Origin of the sequence: Paenibacillus macerans (assembly GCF_900454495.1) — a bacterium.
Lineage (GTDB): Bacteria > Bacillota > Bacilli > Paenibacillales > Paenibacillaceae > Fontibacillus > Fontibacillus macerans.
On record NZ_UGSI01000001.1, the window covers coordinates 924,903 to 946,832 of the forward strand.

General features: G+C 53.6%; 22 protein-coding genes. 20 read left to right on the plus strand and 2 right to left on the minus strand.

Going from position 1 to position 21,930, the window contains the following annotated elements; genetic code table 11:
- The first annotated feature begins 376 nt into the window (after positions 1-376).
- The 10 genes from DYE26_RS04265 to DYE26_RS04310 all read left to right on the plus strand — a co-directional run bounded on the left by DYE26_RS04265 (position 377) and on the right by DYE26_RS04310 (position 10,463).
- The gene (locus DYE26_RS04265) at positions 377-1,090 is read left to right on the plus strand and encodes an MgtC/SapB family protein (RefSeq protein ID WP_227872861.1); all 714 of its coding nucleotides are present in this window, start codon (positions 377-379) and stop codon (positions 1,088-1,090) included.
- A gap of 105 nt (positions 1,091-1,195) precedes the next feature.
- Complete coding sequence (locus DYE26_RS04270) at positions 1,196-3,022, plus strand: ABC transporter ATP-binding protein (RefSeq protein ID WP_051985401.1); 1,827 nt, start codon at positions 1,196-1,198, stop codon at positions 3,020-3,022.
- A gap of 14 nt (positions 3,023-3,036) precedes the next feature.
- Positions 3,037-3,717, plus strand: coding sequence for a response regulator transcription factor (locus DYE26_RS04275; RefSeq protein WP_036622491.1), 681 nt, complete (start codon positions 3,037-3,039; stop codon positions 3,715-3,717).
- Positions 3,714-4,775 (plus strand): sensor histidine kinase, encoded by a 1,062-nt coding sequence (locus DYE26_RS04280; protein WP_082207749.1) that lies wholly within the window; start codon positions 3,714-3,716, stop codon positions 4,773-4,775. The genes DYE26_RS04275 and DYE26_RS04280 overlap by 4 nt, the downstream gene beginning before the upstream one ends.
- Positions 4,776-4,880: 105 nt before the next feature.
- Positions 4,881-5,591, plus strand: a complete 711-nt coding sequence (locus DYE26_RS04285) for a response regulator transcription factor (RefSeq protein ID WP_036622493.1) — start codon at positions 4,881-4,883, stop codon at positions 5,589-5,591.
- Positions 5,581-6,702, plus strand: coding sequence for a sensor histidine kinase (locus DYE26_RS04290; protein WP_036622495.1), 1,122 nt, complete (start codon positions 5,581-5,583; stop codon positions 6,700-6,702). Before DYE26_RS04285 ends, DYE26_RS04290 begins: the two co-directional genes overlap by 11 nt.
- Before the next feature lie 128 nt (positions 6,703-6,830).
- A complete protein-coding gene (locus DYE26_RS04295; protein WP_036622497.1) occupies positions 6,831-7,322 on the plus strand; it encodes an RNA polymerase sigma factor in 492 nt (163 codons plus the stop codon).
- A gap of 459 nt (positions 7,323-7,781) precedes the next feature.
- Positions 7,782-8,624, plus strand: coding sequence for an aldo/keto reductase (locus DYE26_RS04300; protein ID WP_036622499.1), 843 nt, complete (start codon positions 7,782-7,784; stop codon positions 8,622-8,624).
- Between the two features lie 14 nt (positions 8,625-8,638).
- Positions 8,639-9,862, plus strand: a complete 1,224-nt coding sequence (locus DYE26_RS04305) for an MFS transporter (RefSeq protein ID WP_036622501.1) — start codon at positions 8,639-8,641, stop codon at positions 9,860-9,862.
- 46 nt (positions 9,863-9,908) lie between these two features.
- The gene (locus DYE26_RS04310) at positions 9,909-10,463 is read left to right on the plus strand and encodes a nucleotidyltransferase family protein (protein ID WP_036628037.1); all 555 of its coding nucleotides are present in this window, start codon (positions 9,909-9,911) and stop codon (positions 10,461-10,463) included.
- 593 nt (positions 10,464-11,056) lie between these two features.
- On the opposite strand, the gene DYE26_RS04320 is transcribed toward DYE26_RS04310, so the two are convergent.
- Positions 11,057-11,374, minus strand: a complete 318-nt coding sequence (locus DYE26_RS04320; RefSeq protein WP_371861007.1) for a helix-turn-helix domain-containing protein — start codon at positions 11,372-11,374, stop codon at positions 11,057-11,059.
- 299 nt (positions 11,375-11,673) lie between these two features.
- On the opposite strand from DYE26_RS04320, the gene DYE26_RS04325 reads away from it, so the two are divergent.
- From DYE26_RS04325 to DYE26_RS04345, 4 genes are all read left to right on the plus strand, one after another.
- On the plus strand, positions 11,674-11,967 hold the full coding sequence (locus DYE26_RS04325; protein WP_036622503.1) for a DUF6809 family protein: 294 nt from the start codon (positions 11,674-11,676) through the stop codon (positions 11,965-11,967).
- Between the two features lie 292 nt (positions 11,968-12,259).
- A complete protein-coding gene (locus DYE26_RS04335; RefSeq protein WP_036622507.1) occupies positions 12,260-12,658 on the plus strand; it encodes a hypothetical protein in 399 nt (132 codons plus the stop codon).
- Between the two features lie 28 nt (positions 12,659-12,686).
- Positions 12,687-13,571 carry an NAD-dependent epimerase/dehydratase family protein gene (locus DYE26_RS04340; RefSeq protein WP_036622509.1) on the plus strand — a complete coding sequence of 295 codons (885 nt, stop codon included), beginning with the start codon at positions 12,687-12,689 and terminating at the stop codon, positions 13,569-13,571.
- 23 nt (positions 13,572-13,594) lie between these two features.
- On the plus strand, positions 13,595-14,344 hold the full coding sequence (locus DYE26_RS04345) for an SDR family NAD(P)-dependent oxidoreductase (RefSeq protein ID WP_036622511.1): 750 nt from the start codon (positions 13,595-13,597) through the stop codon (positions 14,342-14,344).
- On the opposite strand, the gene chrA is transcribed toward DYE26_RS04345, so the two are convergent.
- On the minus strand, positions 14,332-15,579 hold the full coding sequence (gene chrA, locus DYE26_RS04350; protein WP_051985403.1) for a chromate efflux transporter: 1,248 nt from the start codon (positions 15,577-15,579) through the stop codon (positions 14,332-14,334). The two genes, DYE26_RS04345 and chrA, sit on opposite strands and share 13 nt — an antisense overlap.
- Positions 15,580-15,855: 276 nt before the next feature.
- Here chrA and DYE26_RS04355 point away from each other — a divergent pair, with 276 nt between their 5' ends.
- The 6 genes from DYE26_RS04355 to DYE26_RS04375 all read left to right on the plus strand — a co-directional run bounded on the left by DYE26_RS04355 (position 15,856) and on the right by DYE26_RS04375 (position 21,916).
- The gene (locus DYE26_RS04355) at positions 15,856-17,163 is read left to right on the plus strand and encodes an MFS transporter (RefSeq protein ID WP_036622513.1); all 1,308 of its coding nucleotides are present in this window, start codon (positions 15,856-15,858) and stop codon (positions 17,161-17,163) included.
- Between the two features lie 106 nt (positions 17,164-17,269).
- A complete protein-coding gene (locus tag DYE26_RS34010) occupies positions 17,270-17,560 on the plus strand; it encodes a hypothetical protein (protein WP_240534126.1) in 291 nt (96 codons plus the stop codon).
- 9 nt (positions 17,561-17,569) lie between these two features.
- A complete protein-coding gene (locus DYE26_RS04360; RefSeq protein WP_240534127.1) occupies positions 17,570-18,199 on the plus strand; it encodes a hypothetical protein in 630 nt (209 codons plus the stop codon).
- 160 nt (positions 18,200-18,359) lie between these two features.
- On the plus strand, positions 18,360-20,057 hold the full coding sequence (locus DYE26_RS04365) for a glycoside hydrolase family 13 protein (protein WP_036628043.1): 1,698 nt from the start codon (positions 18,360-18,362) through the stop codon (positions 20,055-20,057).
- Between the two features lie 68 nt (positions 20,058-20,125).
- Positions 20,126-20,623, plus strand: a complete 498-nt coding sequence (locus DYE26_RS04370; RefSeq protein WP_036622515.1) for a metallophosphoesterase family protein — start codon at positions 20,126-20,128, stop codon at positions 20,621-20,623.
- A 210-nt stretch (positions 20,624-20,833) separates the two neighbouring features.
- Positions 20,834-21,916, plus strand: a complete 1,083-nt coding sequence (locus DYE26_RS04375; protein WP_036622517.1) for an ABC transporter substrate-binding protein — start codon at positions 20,834-20,836, stop codon at positions 21,914-21,916.
- Positions 21,917-21,930: the final 14 nt, after the last annotated feature.

The window sequence follows — 21,930 nt, forward strand, 5'->3', positions numbered from 1 at the left end:
AAAGAGAAACAGAGGAAATTTATGTCGCTATTTTCTCGAATCGCTAGGAAATGCCCGCATTCTGGACCATTAGTAGGAAAATAAGGACAAAAAATGTCCCTAATGCGGATGATCCTGCCTGGTTCCTGATAATAAGTACATAAAGTGCCGCTATTTGAAGGCTGACGGTTGGTCGTTCCAGGTATTCCGGTAGTCGGCAGTCATGCACTGATTTCCATGATTTTCATGATTTCTTAGGTTGCCCCCAAAAAATACCTTTAGTACACCGGTTTCTGCCCTTTTCCACGCAAACGATTTCATGTATATTAACAATTTGCACGGAGCAGCCGAATCCAATTATACTCACTTTATATGACTGAAGGAGATGCAGTTCAACATGATGATGGAATGGGAAATGGCCTTTAAACTATGCATGGCTTTATTGTTCGGGCTGTTTATCGGCATCGACCGGCAATTGAAGCAAAAACCGCTCGGCATCAAGACCAGCATGGTGATATGCATCGCCAGCTGCCTGGTAACGATCGTATCGATCGAATCATTTGCGAAATTCGCCACGCCTGAGCATCCGAACATGGACCCGATGCGACTCGCCGCACAAATCGTTAGCGGTATCGGCTTTTTGGGGGCGGGCGCGATTTTGCGCCGGAGCAACGAGGGGATATCCGGATTAACCTCGGCGGCGATGATCTGGGCCGCTTCCGGGATCGGGATTGCGATCGGGATCGGTTTTTATCTTGAAGCGGCGCTTACGACCGTGCTCCTGATCATTTCGGTGAACTTTATTCCCTACGTGATCAAATGGGTCGGCCCATACAAGCTAAGCCAGCGCGACGTGTCGATCAAAGTCGTGATGGAGAATCCGGGCAACGTCACGGAACTGATCCGCATTATCGAGCGGAAGGATGAAAAGAACCGGAGGGACAGGGTAAACCGCCATCGCATTCGCCGGCTGAAAATCAAAGACCTGGAGGATGGGAGACAGCGGATCGACATGGTCATCACCGCGTCGGAGAAAGAATACACGACGGAAATTTACCATTTTCTGCGGACGATCGAGCATGTGCACAGCGTGGAAGTGGAAAATTTATAGTCCGGTGGGCCCGTTTAAATTCAGTTTAAAAAACAGTTATATTCTTTTCCTGAGCTTAAATAGAAGCTTATCCGGGACGGGACATAAGGAAGGGAAGAGAAGAACATGCGTGAGAGAGAAACTTTATACAATGAACCCAATAAGCAGATAGCTAAAAAACGGGGCGGCCTGCGGGCGTTCTTGCGGCTGATCCGCGAGACGAAACCGAACATGGCGCTGCTGATCGGAGCGCTTTTGCTGAGCGTCGCTTCAACGGTTGTGAGCTTGGTCATTCCGATGTTCACGAAAAATCTGGTCGACGGCTTTTCGCTGTCATCAATCAGTACGCAGCAGATCGTGATGATCGGGGCGGCATTTATCGGCATGTCGATCGCTTCGGGGCTGTCGATCTATTTGCTTAATTACGCCGGGCAAAAAATGGTGGCCAGCCTGCGCGACCGGCTTTGGAAAAAACTGCTCCGGCTGCCGGTGTCCTATTACGATAACAACCGCACCGGAGAATCGGTGAGCCGCCTGACGAACGACACGGGGATCATCAAATCGCTGATTTCCGAGCATGTGACCGGTTTTTTCAGCGGTATCATTTCGATCATCGGGGCGGTCGCGGTGTTGTTTTACCTGAACTGGAAAATGACGCTGCTCATGTTTGTCGTCATCCCGATCGCGGCGCTTATTATGGTGCCGCTCGGGCGAATGATGTACAAAATTTCGCTGGGCATGCAGGACGAGACCGCTTCTTTCACGGCGGTTCTGAGCCAGGTGCTGTCGGAAATCCGGCTGGTCAAGGCGTCCAATGCCGAACGCAAGGAATATGAGAACGGGTTCGCCGCCATCGGCAAACTGATGACTTTCGGCATCCGGGAAGGCAAGGTGATGGCCTGGATCAGCCCGTTCACTTCTTTTGTAATGATGATGCTGCTGGTCGTGGTGATCGGTTATGGGGGCATGCAGGTATCAAGCGGCGCAATGACGGCCGGTGAGCTGGTTGCGTTTATCCTTTATCTGATTCAGACGGTGATGCCGATGACGCAATTGACGACGTTTTTCACGCAATTGCAGAAGGCGATGGGAGCAACCGAAAGAATGCTGGAGACGCTGGACGCGGAGGAAGAGCCGTTTGCTTCGGGCAAGGAAGTGGCGGACGCGAACCAGCCGCTGGCGGTCGAAGGCTTGACGTTCGGGTACAAGCCGGAAGAGCCGGTGCTGGAGGGCGTTAGCTTTACGATGAAGCCCGGCACGGTGACGGCGGTTGTCGGGCCGAGCGGCGGCGGCAAAACGACGCTGTTTGCCCTGCTGGAACGGTTTTATATCCCGCAGGAAGGAACGATCAGGCTGGGAGATGACCCGATCGATGCGTTTTCGCTCCGTTCCTGGCGGGGGCTGATCGGGTACGTATCCCAGGAAAGTCCGATTATCGCCGGCACGATCCGGGAAAATTTATGTTACGGCATCGAGCGCGAAGTGAGCGAAGAGGAACTGAAGCGGGCGGCGGAAATGGCCTATGCCGACGGCTTTATCGCCGAATTGCCGGACGGGTTCGACACCGATGTCGGCGAACGCGGCGTGAAGCTGTCCGGCGGGCAGCGGCAGCGGATTGCGATCGCCCGGGCACTCCTCAGAGACCCGAAAATTCTTATGCTGGACGAAGCGACTTCCAGTCTGGACAGCCGCTCGGAAATCGTGGTGCAAAAGGCGCTGAACAATTTGATGCAGGGCCGCACCACCATCGTGATCGCGCACCGGCTGTCCACCGTCGTCGGCGCCGATCAGCTGATTTTTATCGAGAAGGGCAAAGTAACGGGCCGGGGAACGCACGAGGAGCTGCTGCGTCATCACGCGATGTACCGGGAGTTCGCCGCCCAACAGCTGCAGCTTCCGGAAGCCGGTGAACGCGCAGATAAGACCGGTGTACGCGCAGAGGCGATATTGTAAAGGGGTAATTGGCTATGGCAAAAATACTTGTGGTGGACGACGATCAGCACATTCGCGAACTGGTCAAGGTTTTTCTGGAGGAAGCGGGAATGGTGCAGGTGCTTGAAGCGGAGGACGGACGCGAGGCGCTCACCCTGGTGGAAACGGAAAAAGTCGATATGGTCATTATGGATATTATGATGCCGAATATGGATGGCTGGGAGCTGTGCCGCCAGCTGCGGCGGGATTATGACATGCCGCTCTTGATGCTGACGGCCAAAGGCGAAACGAAGCAGGTGGTGAAAGGCTTCGAACTGGGCACGGACGATTATTTGGTCAAACCGTTTGAGCCGGCGGAGCTGGTCGCCCGGGTCAAGGCGCTGCTCAAGCGTTATCATGTGACGCTGTCCCAGGTCGTTGCGATCGGCGAACTGAAAATCAACCGCAAGACATTTGAAGTTTCCGCCCAGAACGAGAGTTTTACGCTGCCGCTGAAGGAATTCGAGCTGCTGTTTAAACTCGGCAGCCACGCGGGTCGAACGTTGACGCGGGAGCAGCTGATCGAAGATATATGGGGTTACGATTTCGAGGGGAACGAACGGACGATCGACGTGCACATCAACCGTCTGCGCGAACGTTTTCCCGAGGAGCGGTACGGGTTTAAAATCCGCACGATCCGCGGCCTGGGCTACCGCCTGGAGGCGGGGGAACGGTGAACTGGTTGAAAAAAATTTGGAAAGTACTGTTCCATATTTTTGGGTCTCTGGCGGTGTTGGCGGTTTTCGGCTTGACATGGACGGCTGCTACTTTTACCACCTCTGTTGTCTATCGGCATTGGGAACCGCCTTTTTCCGACTATGCGCTCGAACTGCTGAATGTGATTCTTGGATTTATTTTGTTTGTCTTCATTGCCTTTCTGATCGGCCAGTTGCTCCATAACAACCAGTTAAAGATGCTCAATTCGGTCATCGCGGCGATCCGACGGATCGCCAAAGGGGATTTCTCCGTCAGGCTGGAGGGTTTTGAGAAATTGAGGGAATTCGAATCGATCGTACACAGCATTAACGAAATGGCCAGCGAGCTGGGGCGGATGGAAACGATGCGCCAGGATTTCATTTCCAATGTCTCGCACGAAATCCAATCGCCGCTCACTTCCATTCGCGGATTTGCCAGAGCTTTACGGAAACCGGGGCTGCCGCAGGAAAAACGGGACCATTACTTGGAAATTATCGAGTCGGAGAGCCGCAGGTTGTCGCAGATGAGCGACAATTTGCTGAAATTGTCCTCGCTTGAGGCGGAGCGCGCCACTTTTCAGGCCAACCGGTTTCGGCTCGACCGTCAGCTTAAGACCGTCGTTTTGGCTTGCGAACCGCAATGGCTGGACAAGAACATCCAGATTAATCTGGACCTGGTGCCTGTCGAGGTGGAGGCGGTCGAGGATTTACTCGCTCAAGTATGGTTGAACCTGCTGTACAACAGCATTAAATTTACGCCGCATGGCGGGGAAATTACCTTGACGCTTTCGCGCGGAGGAAGGCATGCCGAAGTCGGGATCGCCGACAGCGGGATGGGCATCGCCAAAGAGGATCTGGTCCATATTTTCGAGCGGTTTTATAAAGCCGATAAATCGCGGACGCGCAGCGCAGGCGGCAGCGGACTAGGCCTATCGATCGTGAAGAAAATCGTCGAAATCCACCAAGGGAACATTTCCGTAGCGTCCGAACCGGGTCAAGGGACGAGGTTCGTTATCGCCGTCCCGTATGATTGGACCTAAGTTCCAGATTGATGACAATCTTTTATTTGTAAACGGGTGGCGTGAACATGGTATGATAGTACCGATGTGCCATTCCAGTTTTTCAAATAAAGGATGAAATAATCTATGAACAAACAAATTTTAATCGTCGACGACGATGATAAAATTGCCAAACTGATTGAAATTTATCTCGTAAACGAAGGTTATGATGTCGTGAAAGCGGGGGACGGGCTTAAAGCGCTGGACATCATGGAGCGCGAGGCGGTCGATCTGGTCATTCTCGATGTCATGATGCCGGGGCTTGACGGGATTTCCGTCTGCCTGAAGATCCGCGAGACGCGGACGACGCCGATTCTGATGCTGAGCGCTAAAGACGGCGATATGGACAAGATTACGGGCCTGATGACCGGAGCGGACGACTATATGGTCAAGCCGTTTAATCCGCTCGAGCTGGTCGCCCGGGTGAAATCGCTGCTGCGCAGATCCTCTTACGCCGCCCAGGCGCAATCGTCCGTACAGGCGCAGGCGTCCCAGGATCATATGATCCGAATCGGCTCGCTGCAGATCGACAAGGAGACGCATACGGCTGCGGTTGACGGGAATCCGCTGAAGCTGACGCCGATCGAATTCGGAATCTTATATTTGCTTGCCAGCCATCCCGGCCGGGTGTTCGGCTCGGACGAAATTTTCGAACTTATTTGGAAAGATAAATTTTTGGAGAGCAGCAATTCCGTGACGGTGCATATCAGCCGCCTGCGCGACAAGCTGGAGAAAGAGATGGACGGAGAAAAGCTGATCCGTACCGTGTGGGGGGTCGGCTACAAAATTGAAGGCTAGTTTGCGCTTTTTGACCTGGCTGTTTTGGACGACGGTCGCTTCGCTGATTTCGCTGCTGCTGCTCATCCTGCTGGCCAGATTGTTTTACATGCTGTATCCGGAGATGTCGGTTTATACCTTTATCGTTTGGATCAACCGGAACATCGGCTTTCCCTTGGCCTATTATTTGGCGGGAGTGCCGATTTTGCTCTTGTTCGCGCTGTATTTCTACCGCCGTAGCGTCCGGCGCCACGAGAAAAAGTACCTGGAGCTGCTGATTGAAGAGGTGCATAAGATCGAGGAGGGCTCCGTGCGGAAAATACCGGTGGAAAACGTGGGACAGCTTGGACAGCTGGCCACCGACATCAACCGCATGGTTGAGCGCTTAAGAACGTCGATGGAGGAGGAACGCCGGGCGGAGCAAACGAAAAACGAGCTGATCACCAACGTATCGCATGATTTGCGGACGCCGCTCACCTCCATTACCGGCTATCTCGGCCTGATCGATCAGGACCGTTACCGCGATGAGGTCGAGCTGCGCTACTACGTCAACATGGCGTACGAGGAATCGCTGCGGCTAAAGCAGCTGCTTCAGGATTTGTTTGAGTTTACGCGGCTGCAGAACAAGGAGATGAAGCTGCAGAAAACAAGGATTAATCTGGCGGAAATGCTGGATCAAATTATCGCCCATTTCGGCTGGCAGCTGCAGGAGAGCGGCATGGAATGCCGGCTGTATTTGCAGGGGCGCCACCTTTACGTTCACGCGGACGGGGACAAGCTGAGAAGGGTGTACGAGAACCTGATCACAAATGCGATCCGTTACGGACATGAGGGAAAATACATCGATATTCGCGGCTGGATGGAAGGGGAGGAGGCCGTTACCGAAGTGGCCAACTACGGGGACCCGATTCCCGAATCCGATTTGCCGCATCTGTTCGACCGCTTCTATCGGGTGGAAAAATCCCGGGCGTCGCACACCGGCGGGTCGGGGATCGGCCTGGCCATCGCCAAGCACATCGTTGATCTCCACCAGGGGACGATAGCGGCGGACAGCAACGAATACCGCACGGTGTTTACCGTACGGCTGCCGCAAAATTCCGAATCGTTTAAGAAAAATGAAGAAATTTCTTAAGAAAAACTTAACAATTTCTTAGACGGGACGCAAACTATAACCTTCATAATGAACCATGGAACCAGGCAAGCGCCGGTACGAAACGGGGCGCTGCCGAAATTTCAATGGATAGAAATGAGGGGAAAAAGATGAAAACCCGTTCTATGGATCTTCTTTATCGCGAATATAAAAACGACGTTTACCGCTATTTATACAGTATGTGCCGCAATCATCACACCGCGGAGGATTTGATGCAGGAGACATTTTGCCGGGCGCTCAAGCATTTGGACGGGGCGGAAGGGCGCAAGGCTAAAGCGTGGCTGCTGCGGGTGGCCCATAACGCCTACATTGACAAGCTGCGCAAAGAAAGCCGGTCTTCGTCTTATGAAAATGAATTTTTCTTCGGCTACGCCAGCGATGACACGCCGGAACAACGCGTGCTCGGACAGGAGAGCCGAAAGGAATTGTACGCCCTGCTTTCCGTGTTGGCGCCCAACCAGCAGCACGCGGTGCTGCTGTACGACATACACGGCTTCTCTTATCAGGAAGCCGCCGATCTGATGGGGATTTCACTGTCCCACTTCAAAATTTTGCTGTACCGGGCCAGACAAAAGCTGCGCGGCGCGGGTAAAACGGCATAATTGTATAAGCGCGTTAACGCACGCAGGAACTATGGGCCGCCGGGTAGAAAACCCGGCGGCTTTATCGCGTTGCTGTGGATTGGATCAACTTAGAAATCGGCGCTTGACAGCCAGCTGCCGGCATGGCCGGCCGCTGGCCAACAAGCCCATAAGCCCACCTGCTAACCGGCCGTCAGCCTTCAAAATAGCGGAACTTTATGCCTATTACTGCCGATAAAATGGGAAATAGGCCCTCTGGCAACCGTTACATTTTGTATCCGTTCGTTTTTGCCCAAATAGCGTCGCTCACAACCGTTTGCTAGATTTTTTTCGCATGGCCTTTACGCTATTCTCACTTATCCCGCGCTCAAGCGCTGATTTTTGTTTTATGAAGAAAACGATTGGAATTCGCGGGAGGGTCCGCCATAATAGGAGATACGGAAAATAAGCCCATCTTAAGAATTAGAGGAGGATTGACCGATGCCCAATCATTTGCAGGATACCGTCACATTAAACAATGGAGTCGAAATGCCCTGGTTCGGTCTGGGCGTTTATCAAGCCAAAGAGGGCCAAGAAGTGATTCAGGCGGTCAAAGCGGCGATTCGCACCGGTTACCGCAGCATTGATACCGCAGCCTTGTACCGCAACGAAGAAGGAGTCGGCCAGGCGGTAAAGGAAGCGATGGAGGAAAACGGGCTGACGCGGGATCAACTGTTCATTACCTCAAAGGTATGGAATAGCGACCAAGGTTACGAATCGACGCTGCAAGCGTTCGAAACAAGCCTGAGCAAACTGAACCTTGGATATATCGACCTGTTTCTGGTGCATTGGCCAGTCAAGGGAAAATACAAGGACACGTGGCGGGCGCTTGAAAAGATATACGCGGAAGGCAAGGTGCGCGCGATCGGAGTCAGCAATTTTCAAATCCACCATCTGGAGGATTTGCTGGCGGATGCGAAGGTCGTTCCGGCGGTGAATCAGGTGGAATTGCATCCGCACTTAACGCAAAAAGAACTGCTGCAGTACTGCCGCTCAAAGGGCATTGAGACGGAAGCGTGGTCGCCGCTGGGGCAGGGCCAGTTGCTTGATCATGAAACGTTAAAGGAGATTGCGGCGAAATACGGCAAAACGGCGGCGCAGGTCATTTTGCGCTGGGATCTCCAGGTCGGTGTCGTCACGATTCCGAAATCCGTACGCGCGGAGCGGATCGCCGAAAACGCCGATATATTCGATTTTGCGTTAAGCGAAGAGGACATTCGGGAGATCGACAGGTTAAATCAAAACAAGCGGTTCGGGGCGGACCCGGACAATTTCGGTTTCTAGCGGATTAGCGGACGATGAATCAGACAACTGCTATGAAACCCGCCTCCCCCGCTTTAACGGTCTACCCGATTTTGTTCGCGATCAGTATCGTCCATATGCTGAACGATACGATGCAATCGGCGATCCCGGCCTTGTTTCCGATTCTGCGCGAATCCCTTATGCTCTCTTACGGCCAGATCGGCTGGATTTCCTTCGCGATGAATATGACGGCCTCGGTGCTTCAGCCGATGGTCGGATTGTATTCGGATGTCCGGCCGCGGCCGTATATTTTGCCGCTTGGCGTATGCTTCACTCTGGCGGGGATCGTCATGCTGGCGTTTGCCCCTAGCTACGGCCTGATTTTGCTGGCCGTCACGTCTATCGGCATCGGCTCGTCAGTGTTTCACCCGGAATCGTCGCGCGTCGCCTATTTGGCGGCCGGCCCCCGAAGAGGACTGGCCCAGTCGATTTTTCAGGTCGGCGGAAACATCGGCGCTTCCCTGGGGCCGATTATGTCGGCGCTTATTTTTATCCCGTTGGGGCAGGCAAGCGTCGCCTGGTTTGCGCTGGCCGCCGTGGCGGCGATCGTCATTCAGTTTTTCGTCGCGAGATGGTACGGAGCCCAGGATCTGCAGCCGCGCCGAAAACGAACGGCAGCCGCGAAAGGCGAACCTGTTCGCCATGCCAATCTCAGCCGGGCAAAAGTATTGCTGGCCGTTGCCATACTGGTGCTGCTGCTATTTTCCAAAAACGTTTATTCCATCAGCATTTCCACGTTTTATTCGTTTTTTCTGATGGACCATTACGGCGTAACTAAAGAAGCGGCGCAGTGGTATATTTTCGCCTTTTTGGCGGCGTCCGCGGTCGGAACGTTTTTCGGCGGGCCGCTGGCGGATCGTTACGGGCGACGCAATGTCATATGGGTGTCCATCCTTGGTGCGGCTCCGTTCGCCCTGTTGCTGCCGTACGCCAACTTGTTCTGGTCCGGCGTGCTTGTCGTGATTGCTGGACTGATCATGTCTTCCGCCTTTTCGATCATCGTCGTATACGCCCAGGAACTGCTGCCGGGGAAGGTGGGGCTTGTGTCCGGCTTGTTTTTCGGCTTGTCCTTTGGACTTGGCGGGCTTGGCTCGGCGGTGCTCGGCAATTTTGCCGATCAGACCGGCATCCTGTTTATTATGCAGTTGTGCTCGCTGCTGCCGCTGATCGGCCTGCTGACGGTACTGCTGCCCAAGGATAAAACGCTGCAAGGGGCGTGAAACTATGATCATACATTATCCTGAATATGAACCGAGTAATTCCGCGATGAATGATGCCGCAGGTTTAAGGGAAGCGATCCTCCATCAGCCGGAAATGCTGGAGGATTTACGGGCGGTGGCCGAACAAGGGCTGCCGCACGGCTGCATCGCCGCCGGTTACGTGCGCAATTTTGCGTGGGATGTGCTGCACGGTTACACCAGCCGAACGCCGCTGCATGACGTTGACGTGCTGTATTATGACCCCGAATGCTTGGACGAGGCGGTCGAGAAAGGGTATGAAGCCGCATTAAGAGCACGCAATCCGCACCGGAGTTGGTCGGTCAAAAACCAGGCCCGTATGCATTTGAGGAACGGGGAGAAGGCACCGTACCGCTCGGTTGAAGACGCGATGCGGCACTGGCCCGAAACGTGCACGGCGGTAGGAGTGCGTCTGCATGCCGCGGACGATATTGAGTTCCTCGCGCCTTGGGGGCTGGACGACTTGCTCGCGCTGAAGATTCGGCAAAGCCCGTACTTCCAAGATACCGCGGTGCTCAGGCAGCGGGTGACAGCCAAAGAGTGGCTGCGTTTGTGGCCTCGGCTTCAACTGATCGAAGAATAATGTACCAAGCGCTTTATGTATAGGAGGACAACTGGCCGGTTGCCGCCGCTAACTTGCGGTAACCGGCCAATTCTTTTTTCTGTTTCGTTATTTCTCCCTCAATAGTCCCCACTTACAAACTAGCCCGGTCAATTATCGATGATGGTGAAAAACAGAAATATGGTCTTACTCATTCACGAAGAACAGTGAGCACTCTTTTATTTTTTATGTTCATAGTATTAATAGTCTAGAAGATATTTTTGGTGTCCAAGAACTCATTTTTAATTTTATTTATGAATACCTTAGATTAAATCCGGATGATTACTTCTGGGTTGTAGACTATGATTGGATATACAACTGGGAAGATATGAAGAAATTAAAATCTTTACCTTATGATTCCGATTGGTGTTATAAAGATCCCAAAATTAATTGACTTATCTTAAATAAATCTAATTTTTGGGGCTACCCATTGCCGATTGAATCACCATTCAACCAATAATATATAACCAGTATTAACCGTACAAGATTTAGTTATTTTATTTGTAAGTACATCAATGCTTGATTTTTCTCCCCTAAATTATACTTTTCCATTACATTGAACAGGTCAATTATGGTCAGATACCTTCATGATTAACCTGTTTTTTCTTAATGCGATTTATCTGGAAACACTTTGTCTTCAACCGAAACAATAACTGGTCCACCGTGATGTCCAAGGTCTCGCAGATCTGCTCCAAAGTACGAATGTAAACTCTGTCGACAGAATCGGAACACAGATGGTTTATGGTTGGGTGGCGAATCCCCATTCTTCGGGCAAGTTCTCTCTGGGAGATGCCCTTCTCGGTAAGGATTTCTTTTAATCTTAACCTGATTTTCATAGACGCTCCTCCGAAGCCGGTCTTTATAAGCGAAAATAATTGAATAAAGCATGGCATAGGCCAGAAGAGTGAAAGATTTTAAGAGAAAGACGGAAGCCAGGTGTTCCCTTATTCCACGGCCTATGCGCCGAATTATACTACGCCAACTATAATTAGCCGATTAAAATGTGTGACATAAATTTTACGAACCGATTAATATAAAAGTAAATAGAAAAGGAGAGTTTCCATTCTTGAAACTAATTGATGCAAGAAAACGAAAGGGATTGCCACTGGAATTTTTGTCAGCCGATAATTTTAATTTGGGGGGTGAAAGTAAGCTTTAAAGTGTTGCAGTCGATACGAAGGGAAGATGAAAAATGAAAAGTATGCTGGAAGCATTATATTATGGCGAAATTCATCCAGAAGGAAATATCGTTCCAAGAGATCCCGAATACCGTAAAATTAACAGAAGTATATCCGAGGCCATGGAAATATGGAAAGAGAAACTATCTGCCGATGATTTTAACCAGCTTGAAGCTATGCTCGATTTGTGCCGCCAGTCCGAGTCGATGTATGCTACATCTACTTTCACAGACGGGTTTCAGCTTGGGGCGTTAATGATGATAGAAATATACGCGGCTATGGAAGAACTTCTGTATGATTTAGGGTAATTTTCGGTAACACATATTTAAAATTATATGATTTACGAAAAGCCTGTTTCTATATTTGTCTAAGTAGGAACAGGCTTTTTTCGCCAGGAGGTAAAGCAATATAAGCTTCCTGAAAAAAAGCAGCTTCGGAAGCATATGCTTCAGCAGGCCTTTTTGACCGGAGGAACATTTCACCCGGCTGCCTCTACCCGTACGATCATTTAGTTCAACGCCCCCGTCCGGATTTGTGATAAAATTTGAGTGGCCCGCATACGACGCTTCTTAGAATACTTACTGATGGGGGAATGAAGCGATGAACAACTCGAAAGGATATTTTTATTATTTGGTTTGGATCGTTGGGGCGATCGTGCTGGTGTATTACGGACAACAGTTTACCCACATGATGGATCAAAAGACCGGCACGTTGTACAGAATGGACTACAGCTTGCTGGGGGATATCGTTTATTCTTTTGTTTTCGGACTATACTTGAGCTTTTTGAGCGGATGGCCGCGCCGGAAAAGCTTGCACCGCCCGCTGTTCTTTTTCGTATTTTTGCCCAGCCTCATCCTGCTGTTGTACCCGCTGATAACGATTTATATCAACCAAATCCGTATTGCCGGATACCACCAATGGGTGGGGCAAGTACAATTGTTCTTTATTGGTCTGCTTAGCGGCTACTCTTTGATGAAAAGCCTGTTTTCCAGCAAATAAACTCATTTAATATCGGAGGGCATAACGCATGGGGAAAATATTGGTGCTGGGCGGTTCGCGATATTTCGGAAAAAGGCTCGTCAGCCTGCTGGCGCTTTCAGGCGAGCATGAGGTCACGGTAGCCACGCGCGGCTTGACGGCGGTCAATGCGGAAGGCAACGTCCGTCACTTAAGAATCGACCGCGGCGATGAAGCGTCGTTGCACCAGACAGCGGCTGAGGGACCTTGGGATGTCGTATACGACAATATTTGCTTTACACCTAACGATGCCTTGGCGGCCATACGGGCCTTTGACGGAAAGGTTCGGCGTTATGTCCTGACGTCTACGATGTCCGTTTACGGCTTTAGCGAAAATCCGATTTCGGAGTCCGGTTTCGATCCTTATATTTATGAGCTTAAACCGGGCGGCCCGGATGATTTCGATTATGGCGAGGGGAAACGGATGGCGGAAGCGGCGTTTTTTCAGCGGGCCGACTTTCCGGTTAGCGCCCTGCGGATTCCGATCGTGCTAGGCCCGGATGATTACACCCGCAGGCTGCATTGGCATGTGGAGCGGATTCGGCAAGGGCTGCCTATCGCCATGCCGAACCCGGACGCGGCGATTTCCTTCATTTCCTCGGGGGAAACCGCGGACTTTCTGGCCTGGCTTGGACGAAGTGAAGCGACGGGACCGATCAACGCCTGCTCCGACGGAAGCATAACGATCGGCGGCATCATCCGCCTGATTGAGGAAATCACAGGGAAGCAAGCCGTTGTCCATGGCGAAACCCCAGTCGACAACGATAATGCTTCTCCGTTTGGGATTCCGTCCTCCTGGGTTCTGGACAATGGCAAAGCGAAGGCGGCGGGTTTCCGGTTTGAAGCATTGACCGATTGGCTTCCGCAGTTAGTACGGCAAATTGCGGCAGAATGACAAACGGGAGTGAATAACATAACATGTCTTTTGAACAATTGACGGTTATCGTGACGGGCGCCGGGCAAGGCATCGGCCGAGGCGTCGCGGAAGCCTACGCCAAGGCAGGGGCTTCGGTCGTCCTGGCGGAGCTTGATCTCGAAACAGGGGTTAAGGCAGAAGAGGAGAGCCGGCAAATAGGCGGAAAAGCCTTGTTCGTTCCCTGCGATGTCCGGAAGGAAGATGACATCATACGGCTTATGGAGACGACGGAGCGGGAATTCGGGAGCATTGATATTTTGATCAACAATGCGGGAGTTTCCCGCTTTAAACCGCTGTTTGAGCTGACGGTGGAGGAATGGGACGATGTGCTGAACACCAATGTGCGGAGCTGCTTCATCGCTTCCCGCGAAGCGGGGAAACGGATGCGGTGGAGCGGCCGCGGCGGGGCGATCGTCAACATCGCCTCGACCCGGGCGATCATGTCCGAGCCGGGTTCCGAGGCGTATGCGGCCTCCAAAGGCGCGATCGTGTCGATCACCCATGCGCTTGCCGTATCGCTGGGACAGGATGGAATCCGCGTCAACTGCGTAAGTCCCGGGTGGATCGAAACCGGCGATTACGGAGCGCTGCGCGGAATCGACCACGACCAGCATCCGGCGGGCCGGGTCGGAACACCGGCGGACATCGCCCGGGCGTGCCTGTATTTAACCCATCCCGACAATACTTTCGTGACCGGGGCGCATCTCGTCGTGGACGGCGGCATGACGCGCAAAATGATTTACGAGCCGTAAGCCCAGCCAAGCAGAACGCCGCCGCCGGCGCCGGCGAGGACGGCGATCCAGGGGGGCAGTTTCCAATGCACGAGCAGCGCGAATAAGGCGAGCACCAGGACAACGTCACCGGTATGCCGGACGGAGGAGGTCCAGATCGGATTGTACAGGGCGGCGAGCAAAATCCCGACCACCGCGGCGTTGACGCCTTGCAGCGCGCGGTGGATGTTCGGCATGACGCGCAGGCGGCTCCAGAACGGGAGCACCCCGATGACGAGCAGAAAAGCCGGTAAAAAAATCGCCACCGTAGCCAGCACAGCCCCGAATACTCCGCCGATCACCGCCCCCAAATACGAGGCGAACGTGAACAGCGGCCCGGGAACCGCCTGAGCCGCGCCGTATCCGGCGAGGAAATCCGCTTCGCCGATCCATCCCCGCGGCACGACTTCGCTTTCCAGCAGCGGGAGCACGACGTGGCCGCCGCCGAATACGAGCGAACCGGCCCGGTAGAAACCGGCGAACAGCTGCAGGCCGGGGGAAGGCCATAACCAACCGCTGAGCGGGAGGATCACCAGCAGCCCAAAGAAAGCCGCCAGAGCGGCAATGGCCCGCTTCTTGCCGAGAACAATGGCTGTGGATGGCTCCTCGTCCACGCGCGGGGACGGCGCACCGGGCAAGTCGCGGTAAAGCCATATGCCGATAAGTCCCGAAATCAAAATAATCAGCACTTGCGCAAGCCCGTTTGGCCATAACAGGGCGGCGGCGGCCGCAAGCACGGCGATCGTAGCCCGGCTGCGGCCGGTGGCGAGCTTTTGGCCCATGCTCCATACGGCTTGCGCCACGATCGCCACGGCGGTGAGCTTGAGGCCATGGAGCCAGCCGCTGTGCGCCAGTTCCGTCCCTTTTAGCAGCAGCGCGAACAGTGCAAGCAAAAAGGCGGATGGCAGGGTGAAGCCGGCCCAGGCCGCTAATGCACCAAGCACGCCGCCGCGGTACAAGCCGATCCCCATCCCCACCTGGCTGCTTGCCGGGCCCGGGAGGAGCTGACACAACGCGACCAATTCCGCATATTTTTGCTCGCTAAGCCATTTGCGCTTGTTTGCATACTCTTCATGAAAATAACCGAGATGGGCGATCGGCCCTCCGAACGAAGTAACCCCCAGCTTGGCGGAAACGGCCAAAATCTCCACGGCGCGGCGAAGTGCGCTGTGCGAAGGAGGTGCGGGCGCAGTAGAATCTTGCCCTTCTTTTTCCATAGGTACCGCTCCTTTCTTTTTGCTGCCTCCCCATCATGGTTCAGGCGTTTCCTACCACTTTATCACACGATTGTTAACGCAGAGCAACTTGCCGGGAGAGCTTGATGCATTTTAAAATCCAATGTTAAAATATCCCGAGTTAACAATTAACTCCAAAAGGGGATTCATATGAGACCGATTTAATCAGTGTCGCTTTCAACCGCCAATCAAAATATTGTATTTATTGGAGTCCGGGAAATCTCGTGGATCGGATGGAAGAGGAAGGACAAAAAGAGAATGTTTAAAAAGTCATTTTACTATTTATGGGGTTCGCAGTCCCTGTCCAACGCGGCGGATGTTTTATATTTAGTGGCATTAACGACTTTTGTGCTGGACCAAACCGGTTCGGTCGTGTTTGCGACGCTGGTGCCATTTATCCGCGTCACGTCCCAGCTTATCAGCGGTTTGCTGGCGCCTTTAATGATCGCCCAATATCGGCTTCCTTTCTTGCTAACGTTGTCGCAATGCGGGCAATTTCTGCTGTTCGGGTTTATGGCGGGATACGTCTCGCCGTGGTTTGGAGGCGCCAGCCTTTGGGTGCTGTATGTATTTATTTTCGGCATTTCCTTCCTCGACGGCTGGACGACGCCCGCCCGGAACGCGTTAGTGCCCAGGCTTGTCGCCGATGAGGCGCTGTTAAAAGCGAACGGAATCATGGCCGCCACCGATCAGATCGTACAATTTGCCGGATGGGCGGTGAGCGGGCTGGCGGTTGCCGTGTTCGGCTCTTTTCCCACCCTGCTTCTGGTGGCGGCCGGGTACGGGGTGGCGATGCTGGCCACAACGGTCATCGACGATCCGACAGAACCTCCGCGCCGCCATCTGATGGATGTTCGTACGGCTGCAGTCGCTGAAACGATAGAATGCCAGGGCATGGAAGCGGCGGCGGGAAACATGCGGAAGCCGTCGCGCCGGGAAACGCTGAAGCAAGGCTGGGTTGCGCTGTGGCGCTCGCCTCGGCTTCGTTCGTTGACGCTGATGGAGATCACGGATATGATCGGCGGCTCGGTATGGGCCGGAGCGTTTCTGCTCGTCTTCGTCCGGGAGGTATTGTTGAAAGGAGACGAGTGGTGGGGTTATATCAACGCCAGCTATTTTGCCGGAGCCGTATTGGGAGGACTGCTGATCGTAGCCCTGGTGGCACGTATGGAAAAACGAATGTTCGCCGCGATGCTCGTCGGGCTGCTCGGATACGCCGTTTTGACCTTTTGGTTTGCGTTAAACAGGTCGGGGTTTTTAACTTTGCTGATCGTGCTGCTGACAGGCCCGTTTACCGAGTTGAACGGCGTCATCCGCCAGACCTTTACCCAACGTAGTGTCGATAAGGAATTGCTGCCCAAAGTTTTGTCGGCCAAATCGGCCTTGCAAAGCTTCACGTTTGGTTTCTCCGTTCTGTTTATGAGCGGCGTGGCCGAAATATTCGGGATTGTCTGGGTTTATTTGCTTGCCGCGCTGTTAAGCGCGATTTCGGTTTGGGTAGGCATCGCCAGCAGGCGGGCGTATGCTGCGGCAAGCGGCGGCGAACCGTGGGACCTGGCGAGATGAAACAAAACCGCCGTTCAGCACGTACTTAAAAGCATAGGTGCATCCAAGGGAACATCGTGCAGCAAAAGATGCCGGCGCTTTGTACTCTTTATTTGGAGGGATACTTTTGTTTGAGGACTTAACCGAACAACTGGCGGAGCTGAAGGAAAAAGGGCGGAACGAGGAAAAATGGAGAAAACGGCTGGAGCAATACAAACAGGAACTGGCTGAAGCGGAAGGCGCCAGGGATCGGTGGCGGCAAAAGCTTGCCCACGAGGAAGAGGATGTCCGAAAGCTGTCGGGGATGTCCTTGTCCAATCTGCTGGCGACAATTCTTGGCAACAAGGCGGAAAAGCTGGATTGCGAGCAGCGGCAGGTGCTGGAAGCGAAGGTGAAATACGACGAGTCCGATCGCTAGGTACGGAGCTTGGAGCAGCAAATAGCCCAGCTTGAGCGGCAGTGGCAGGAGGTCCGCAATTGGAAAACGGCCTATACCCGCGTGTTTCAGGAGAAGGAGCGGCAGGTCCTGGCGCAAAACGAAGAGCTGGCGGAACTGGCCGACCGGCGGGCCGAGCTAAGCGTACAATTGAAGGAACTGGAAGAGGCGATCCTTGCCGGCCAATCGGTGCAAAGCGATTTAAGCGCCGCCGAGGATGATCTTCACTCCGCCAAAAATTGGGGCACGTACGATATGCTCGGCGGCGGCATGTTATCCACGCATATCAAGCACAACCGGATCGACGAGGCGATGGATCATATCTATCAGGCCCAGCGCAGCCTGGCCCGGTTTGAGGCCGAGCTTCGCGACGTGGGGGGCGGGCTCCCTGTCGAAATGGAAATCAGCGGGATGCTGACGTTTGCCGACTATTTTTTTGACGGTTTGATCGCCGATTGGCTGGTGCAAGGGCGGATTCAAGATACGCTGGCGCAGGTTGAGCAGAAGCAATCCGAGGTGGGCCGTCTAATGCAGAAGCTGGACGCCGCCCAACGAAAAGCCGAAAGCGAGCTTGCCGAGTTAACCCGAAAATATGTGCGGATCGTAGAGAATTACGGATAACGGTTTATCGCTTCAACCCGGGGATTGCAGAGATCTCCGGGTTGTTTGTTCAAAACGGGGCTTGCCGCGCCGGCTTCCGGTTATACAATTCGGCCCCGAGGTTAATAGTGATATTACAGGCCGGATACGGAAACCGAAAGATATGGAAAGGGCGGCAAACATGAAGCGAACCTGGTGGAAGGAAAGCGTAGTTTATCAAATTTACCCGATCAGCTTTAAAGATTCGAACGGGGACGGTATCGGCGATCTGCGCGGCATCATATCCAAGCTGGATTATTTGCGGGATCTCGGTGTCGACGTGGTGTGGATCTGTCCGATTTATAAATCGCCCGGGCACGACAACGGGTATGACATCAGCAACTATTGCGAGATAAAACCGCAGTTCGGCACGATGGAGGATTTCGACGAACTGCTGCACGGGCTGCATACGCGCGGGATGAAGCTGATGATGGATTTGGTGCTGAACCACACGTCGGACGAACATCCCTGGTTTCTGGAGTCGCGGCAGTCCCGGAACAATCCGAAACGGGATTATTACATTTGGCGAAAAGGGAAAAACGGCGGCCCTCCGAACAACTGGGAGTCGTATTTCAGCGGTTCGGTGTGGGAATACGACGCGCGGACGGACGAATATTATTTGCATTTATACTCCAAACATCAACCGGACCTGAACTGGGAAAACCCGGCCGTCATCGGCGAGATGCACAATATGATCCAGTGGTGGCTAAAAAAAGGGGTGGACGGTTTCCGCTTCGATGCGATCGCGCATATCGTAAAAGCGAAAGGGCTACCGGACGCCGACAATCCGGACCATTCGCCGACCGTGCGGGCGTACGGCATGTTTTCAAATTTGGACCATGTCCATACGCTGCTGCAAAATTTGCACGATGAGGTGCTGTATTTCTATGATATCATGACCGTAGGGGAAACCTCGGGGCTGGGGCCCGAGCAGGCGCTCGATTACGTCGGGGACGGGCGGCGGGAGCTGAATATGACGTTTCAGTTTGAGCATATGTTCTTGGATGCGGCTTCTCCCGGCAGCGGCAAATGGGACGTCGTGCCCTGGAAGCTGGCCGACCTCAAGCGGGTTATGACAGGCTGGCAAACGATCCTGCACAAGAAGGGCTGGAACGCCAACTATCTGTGCAATCACGACCAGCCCCGCTGCGTGTCGCGGTTCGGAAATGACGGCCCGTACCGGATTCCTTCGGCAAAAATGCTGGCCACGTTCATCCATACGCTGGAAGGGACGCCTTATATTTATCAGGGCGAGGAGCTCGGGATGACCAACATCGCTTTCGATGCGATCGACGATTACCGGGACGTGGAAACGCTGAATTTTTATAAGGAACGGGTGGAAGCCGGGGTGCCGGAGCATGAGATCATGCGGGCCATTCATCTGAAAAGCCGGGACAACGCCCGCACGCCGATGCAGTGGGAAGCTGGCGGCCAGGCGGGCTTCACGACGGGGACGCCGTGGATCGCCGTGAATCCCAACTGCAAGGAGATTAACGCGGCACAGGCGATGCAGGACCGCGATTCCGTGTATCACTATTATAAGGAATTAATTCGTTTGCGAAAGCGGCATGAGGTGTTTGTGTACGGCGAGTACCGGCTGCTGCTGGAGGATCATCCGGAGATCTACGCCTATACCCGGACGCTTGACGATACCCTGCTGCTCGTGATCCTGAACTTCTTCGCCGGCGAACCGGTGTTTGAATGGCCCGATTCCGTAAAGATCGAAGGGATCGAGCTGCTGATTTCCAACTATAAGCCGGACGAATGGGAAGATCTCCGCCAGCTGCGGCTCCGGCCTTATGAAGCAAGGGTGTATTTGCAACAAGGCAGCCGCGGATAAAACGTTTGAAATTGGGGTGAGGACATGGAGAAATACGAGAACAACGGCCTGGCCTCGGTGCTTGGCCCATGAAGATCGGCATCGTTTCGGATACGCATCTGCCGCGCCGGGGCAAGGAGCTTCCGTCCGCCCTGCTCCGGCAGTTTGCAAGCTGTGATCTGATCCTGCATTTGGGGGACTGGACAACGTTCGAGGTCTATGAGCAGTTGTCCGCGCTTGCGCCGGTCGAAGGCGTGGCCGGGAACAACGATCCCGCGGACATCGTCCGCCGGTTCGGCTACCACAAAGTGCTGGAGCTTGGGACGAAAAAAATCGGTCTGACCCACGGCCACTTGCCGGGAGGCGGGCATAACGCCTTCGATAACGCCAAACGCGTATTCACCGGCAAGCGGCTCGACGCCGTGCTGTTCGGCCATTCGCACAAACCGCTGCTTGCCCATAGCGGCGGCGTGCTGCTGTTTAATCCCGGTTCCCCGACCGACAAACGGCGTGAGGAGAAATACAGCTTCGGGATATTGGAAATTGGGGCAAAAGGGCTGAGAGCAAAGCATATTTTTATAAAATAATGAGCGGCGGTTTCCAGAATTGGCCGGAAGCCGCTTATTGACGGAAAATTGACCACCATTTAATATAGAAGTCATACTCATGTCCTAATCGGGGCGGCGTATTCAAGTTCCCGCTCGCTTTATCACTTTCATCTATGAAAGCGTCAACGGGATCGTGCATTACAGCTCTATTGTAAAGGGCCTGATCATGGTTGAAAGGGGAAAATGAAGATGAGGAAGAAAATCGGACTATTTTTCGCGGTATCTCTCATGCTGCTTAGCGTCATTGGCTGCGGCAGCAACAGCGCAAGTTCGGGAAGTGGCGCAAACGCTCAAAACAATGGAGCGGCCGAAGCCGGCAAGGCGCAAAATGCTGGTTCTGGGGGCGGGACGGACAATAAGACATACAAGATTGCCATCTCGCAAATCGTCGAGCATCCGTCGCTGGATGCGACCCGCGAAGGTTTCATGGCGGCGCTGAAGGACGCGGGGCTCGTGGAAGGCCAAAACCTGCAGGTGGATTACAATAATGCCCAAGGCGATCAACCGAACAATATGGCCATCGCGCAAAAAATCGCCGGCGGAGATTACGACCTGGTCTTGGCGATTGCAACGCCTCCGGCCCAGGCTGTCGCCCAGCAGGTAAAAAACTCGCCGATTTTGTTCGCGGCCGTGACCGATCCGATGGATGCCAAGCTGGTCGATAATCTTGATCATCCCGGCGGAAACATTTCCGGCGCTTCCGATACCAATCCCGAAGCGATCACGAAGCTGATGGACTTTATCGCCGCGAATTTTAAGGATGTCAAAAAAGTCGGCGTAGTGCTGAATCAAGGGGAACCGAACGCGGTCATCATGACGGATCAAGCCGAAAAGGCGCTGAAGGCCCACGGCATCGAGCTCGTTAAAGCTACGGTCACAAACACCTCGGAAGTAAAGCAAGCGGCGGAATCGCTGGTCGGACGCGTCGACGCGCTGTACATTACGCTCGACAACACCGTCGTTGAAGCCGTCAGCACGATCATCCAGGTCGCCAACGATAACGACATTCCTTTCTTCTCCAGCGACCGCGACACGGTGGAGCACGGCGCTTTCGCCACCGTCGGCTTCAAATATTACGACCATGGTTACCAAGTGGGACAAATGGCCGTGGATGTGCTGAAAAACGGCAAAAAGGTCGGCGACATGAAGGTGACGGTGCCGGATAAGCTTGACCTCATCCTGAACCTGAAGGCCGCCAAAGAGCAAGGCATCGAAGTAACCGACGCGATGAAGGATCAAGTGGTCGACAAAGAAAACAACATTATCGAATAAAGGCTCCGCAGGTT

Coding starts and splice junctions, on each gene's coding strand:
- DYE26_RS04265 (WP_227872861.1), top strand. CDS start 377: ATGATGATGGAATGGGAAATGGCCTTTAAACTATGCATGGCTTTATTG.
- DYE26_RS04270 (WP_051985401.1), top strand. CDS start 1,196: ATGCGTGAGAGAGAAACTTTATACAATGAACCCAATAAGCAGATAGCT.
- DYE26_RS04275 (WP_036622491.1), top strand. CDS start 3,037: ATGGCAAAAATACTTGTGGTGGACGACGATCAGCACATTCGCGAACTG.
- DYE26_RS04285 (WP_036622493.1), top strand. CDS start 4,881: ATGAACAAACAAATTTTAATCGTCGACGACGATGATAAAATTGCCAAA.
- DYE26_RS04295 (WP_036622497.1), top strand. CDS start 6,831: ATGAAAACCCGTTCTATGGATCTTCTTTATCGCGAATATAAAAACGAC.
- DYE26_RS04300 (WP_036622499.1), top strand. CDS start 7,782: ATGCCCAATCATTTGCAGGATACCGTCACATTAAACAATGGAGTCGAA.
- DYE26_RS04305 (WP_036622501.1), top strand. CDS start 8,639: ATGAATCAGACAACTGCTATGAAACCCGCCTCCCCCGCTTTAACGGTC.
- DYE26_RS04310 (WP_036628037.1), top strand. CDS start 9,909: ATGAATGATGCCGCAGGTTTAAGGGAAGCGATCCTCCATCAGCCGGAA.
- DYE26_RS04320 (WP_371861007.1), bottom strand. CDS start 11,374: ATGCCATGCTTTATTCAATTATTTTCGCTTATAAAGACCGGCTTCGGA.
- DYE26_RS04325 (WP_036622503.1), top strand. CDS start 11,674: ATGAAAAGTATGCTGGAAGCATTATATTATGGCGAAATTCATCCAGAA.
- DYE26_RS04335 (WP_036622507.1), top strand. CDS start 12,260: ATGAACAACTCGAAAGGATATTTTTATTATTTGGTTTGGATCGTTGGG.
- DYE26_RS04340 (WP_036622509.1), top strand. CDS start 12,687: ATGGGGAAAATATTGGTGCTGGGCGGTTCGCGATATTTCGGAAAAAGG.
- DYE26_RS04345 (WP_036622511.1), top strand. CDS start 13,595: ATGTCTTTTGAACAATTGACGGTTATCGTGACGGGCGCCGGGCAAGGC.
- chrA (WP_051985403.1), bottom strand. CDS start 15,579: ATGGAAAAAGAAGGGCAAGATTCTACTGCGCCCGCACCTCCTTCGCAC.
- DYE26_RS04355 (WP_036622513.1), top strand. CDS start 15,856: ATGTTTAAAAAGTCATTTTACTATTTATGGGGTTCGCAGTCCCTGTCC.
- DYE26_RS04365 (WP_036628043.1), top strand. CDS start 18,360: ATGAAGCGAACCTGGTGGAAGGAAAGCGTAGTTTATCAAATTTACCCG.
- DYE26_RS04370 (WP_036622515.1), top strand. CDS start 20,126: ATGAAGATCGGCATCGTTTCGGATACGCATCTGCCGCGCCGGGGCAAG.
- DYE26_RS04375 (WP_036622517.1), top strand. CDS start 20,834: ATGAGGAAGAAAATCGGACTATTTTTCGCGGTATCTCTCATGCTGCTT.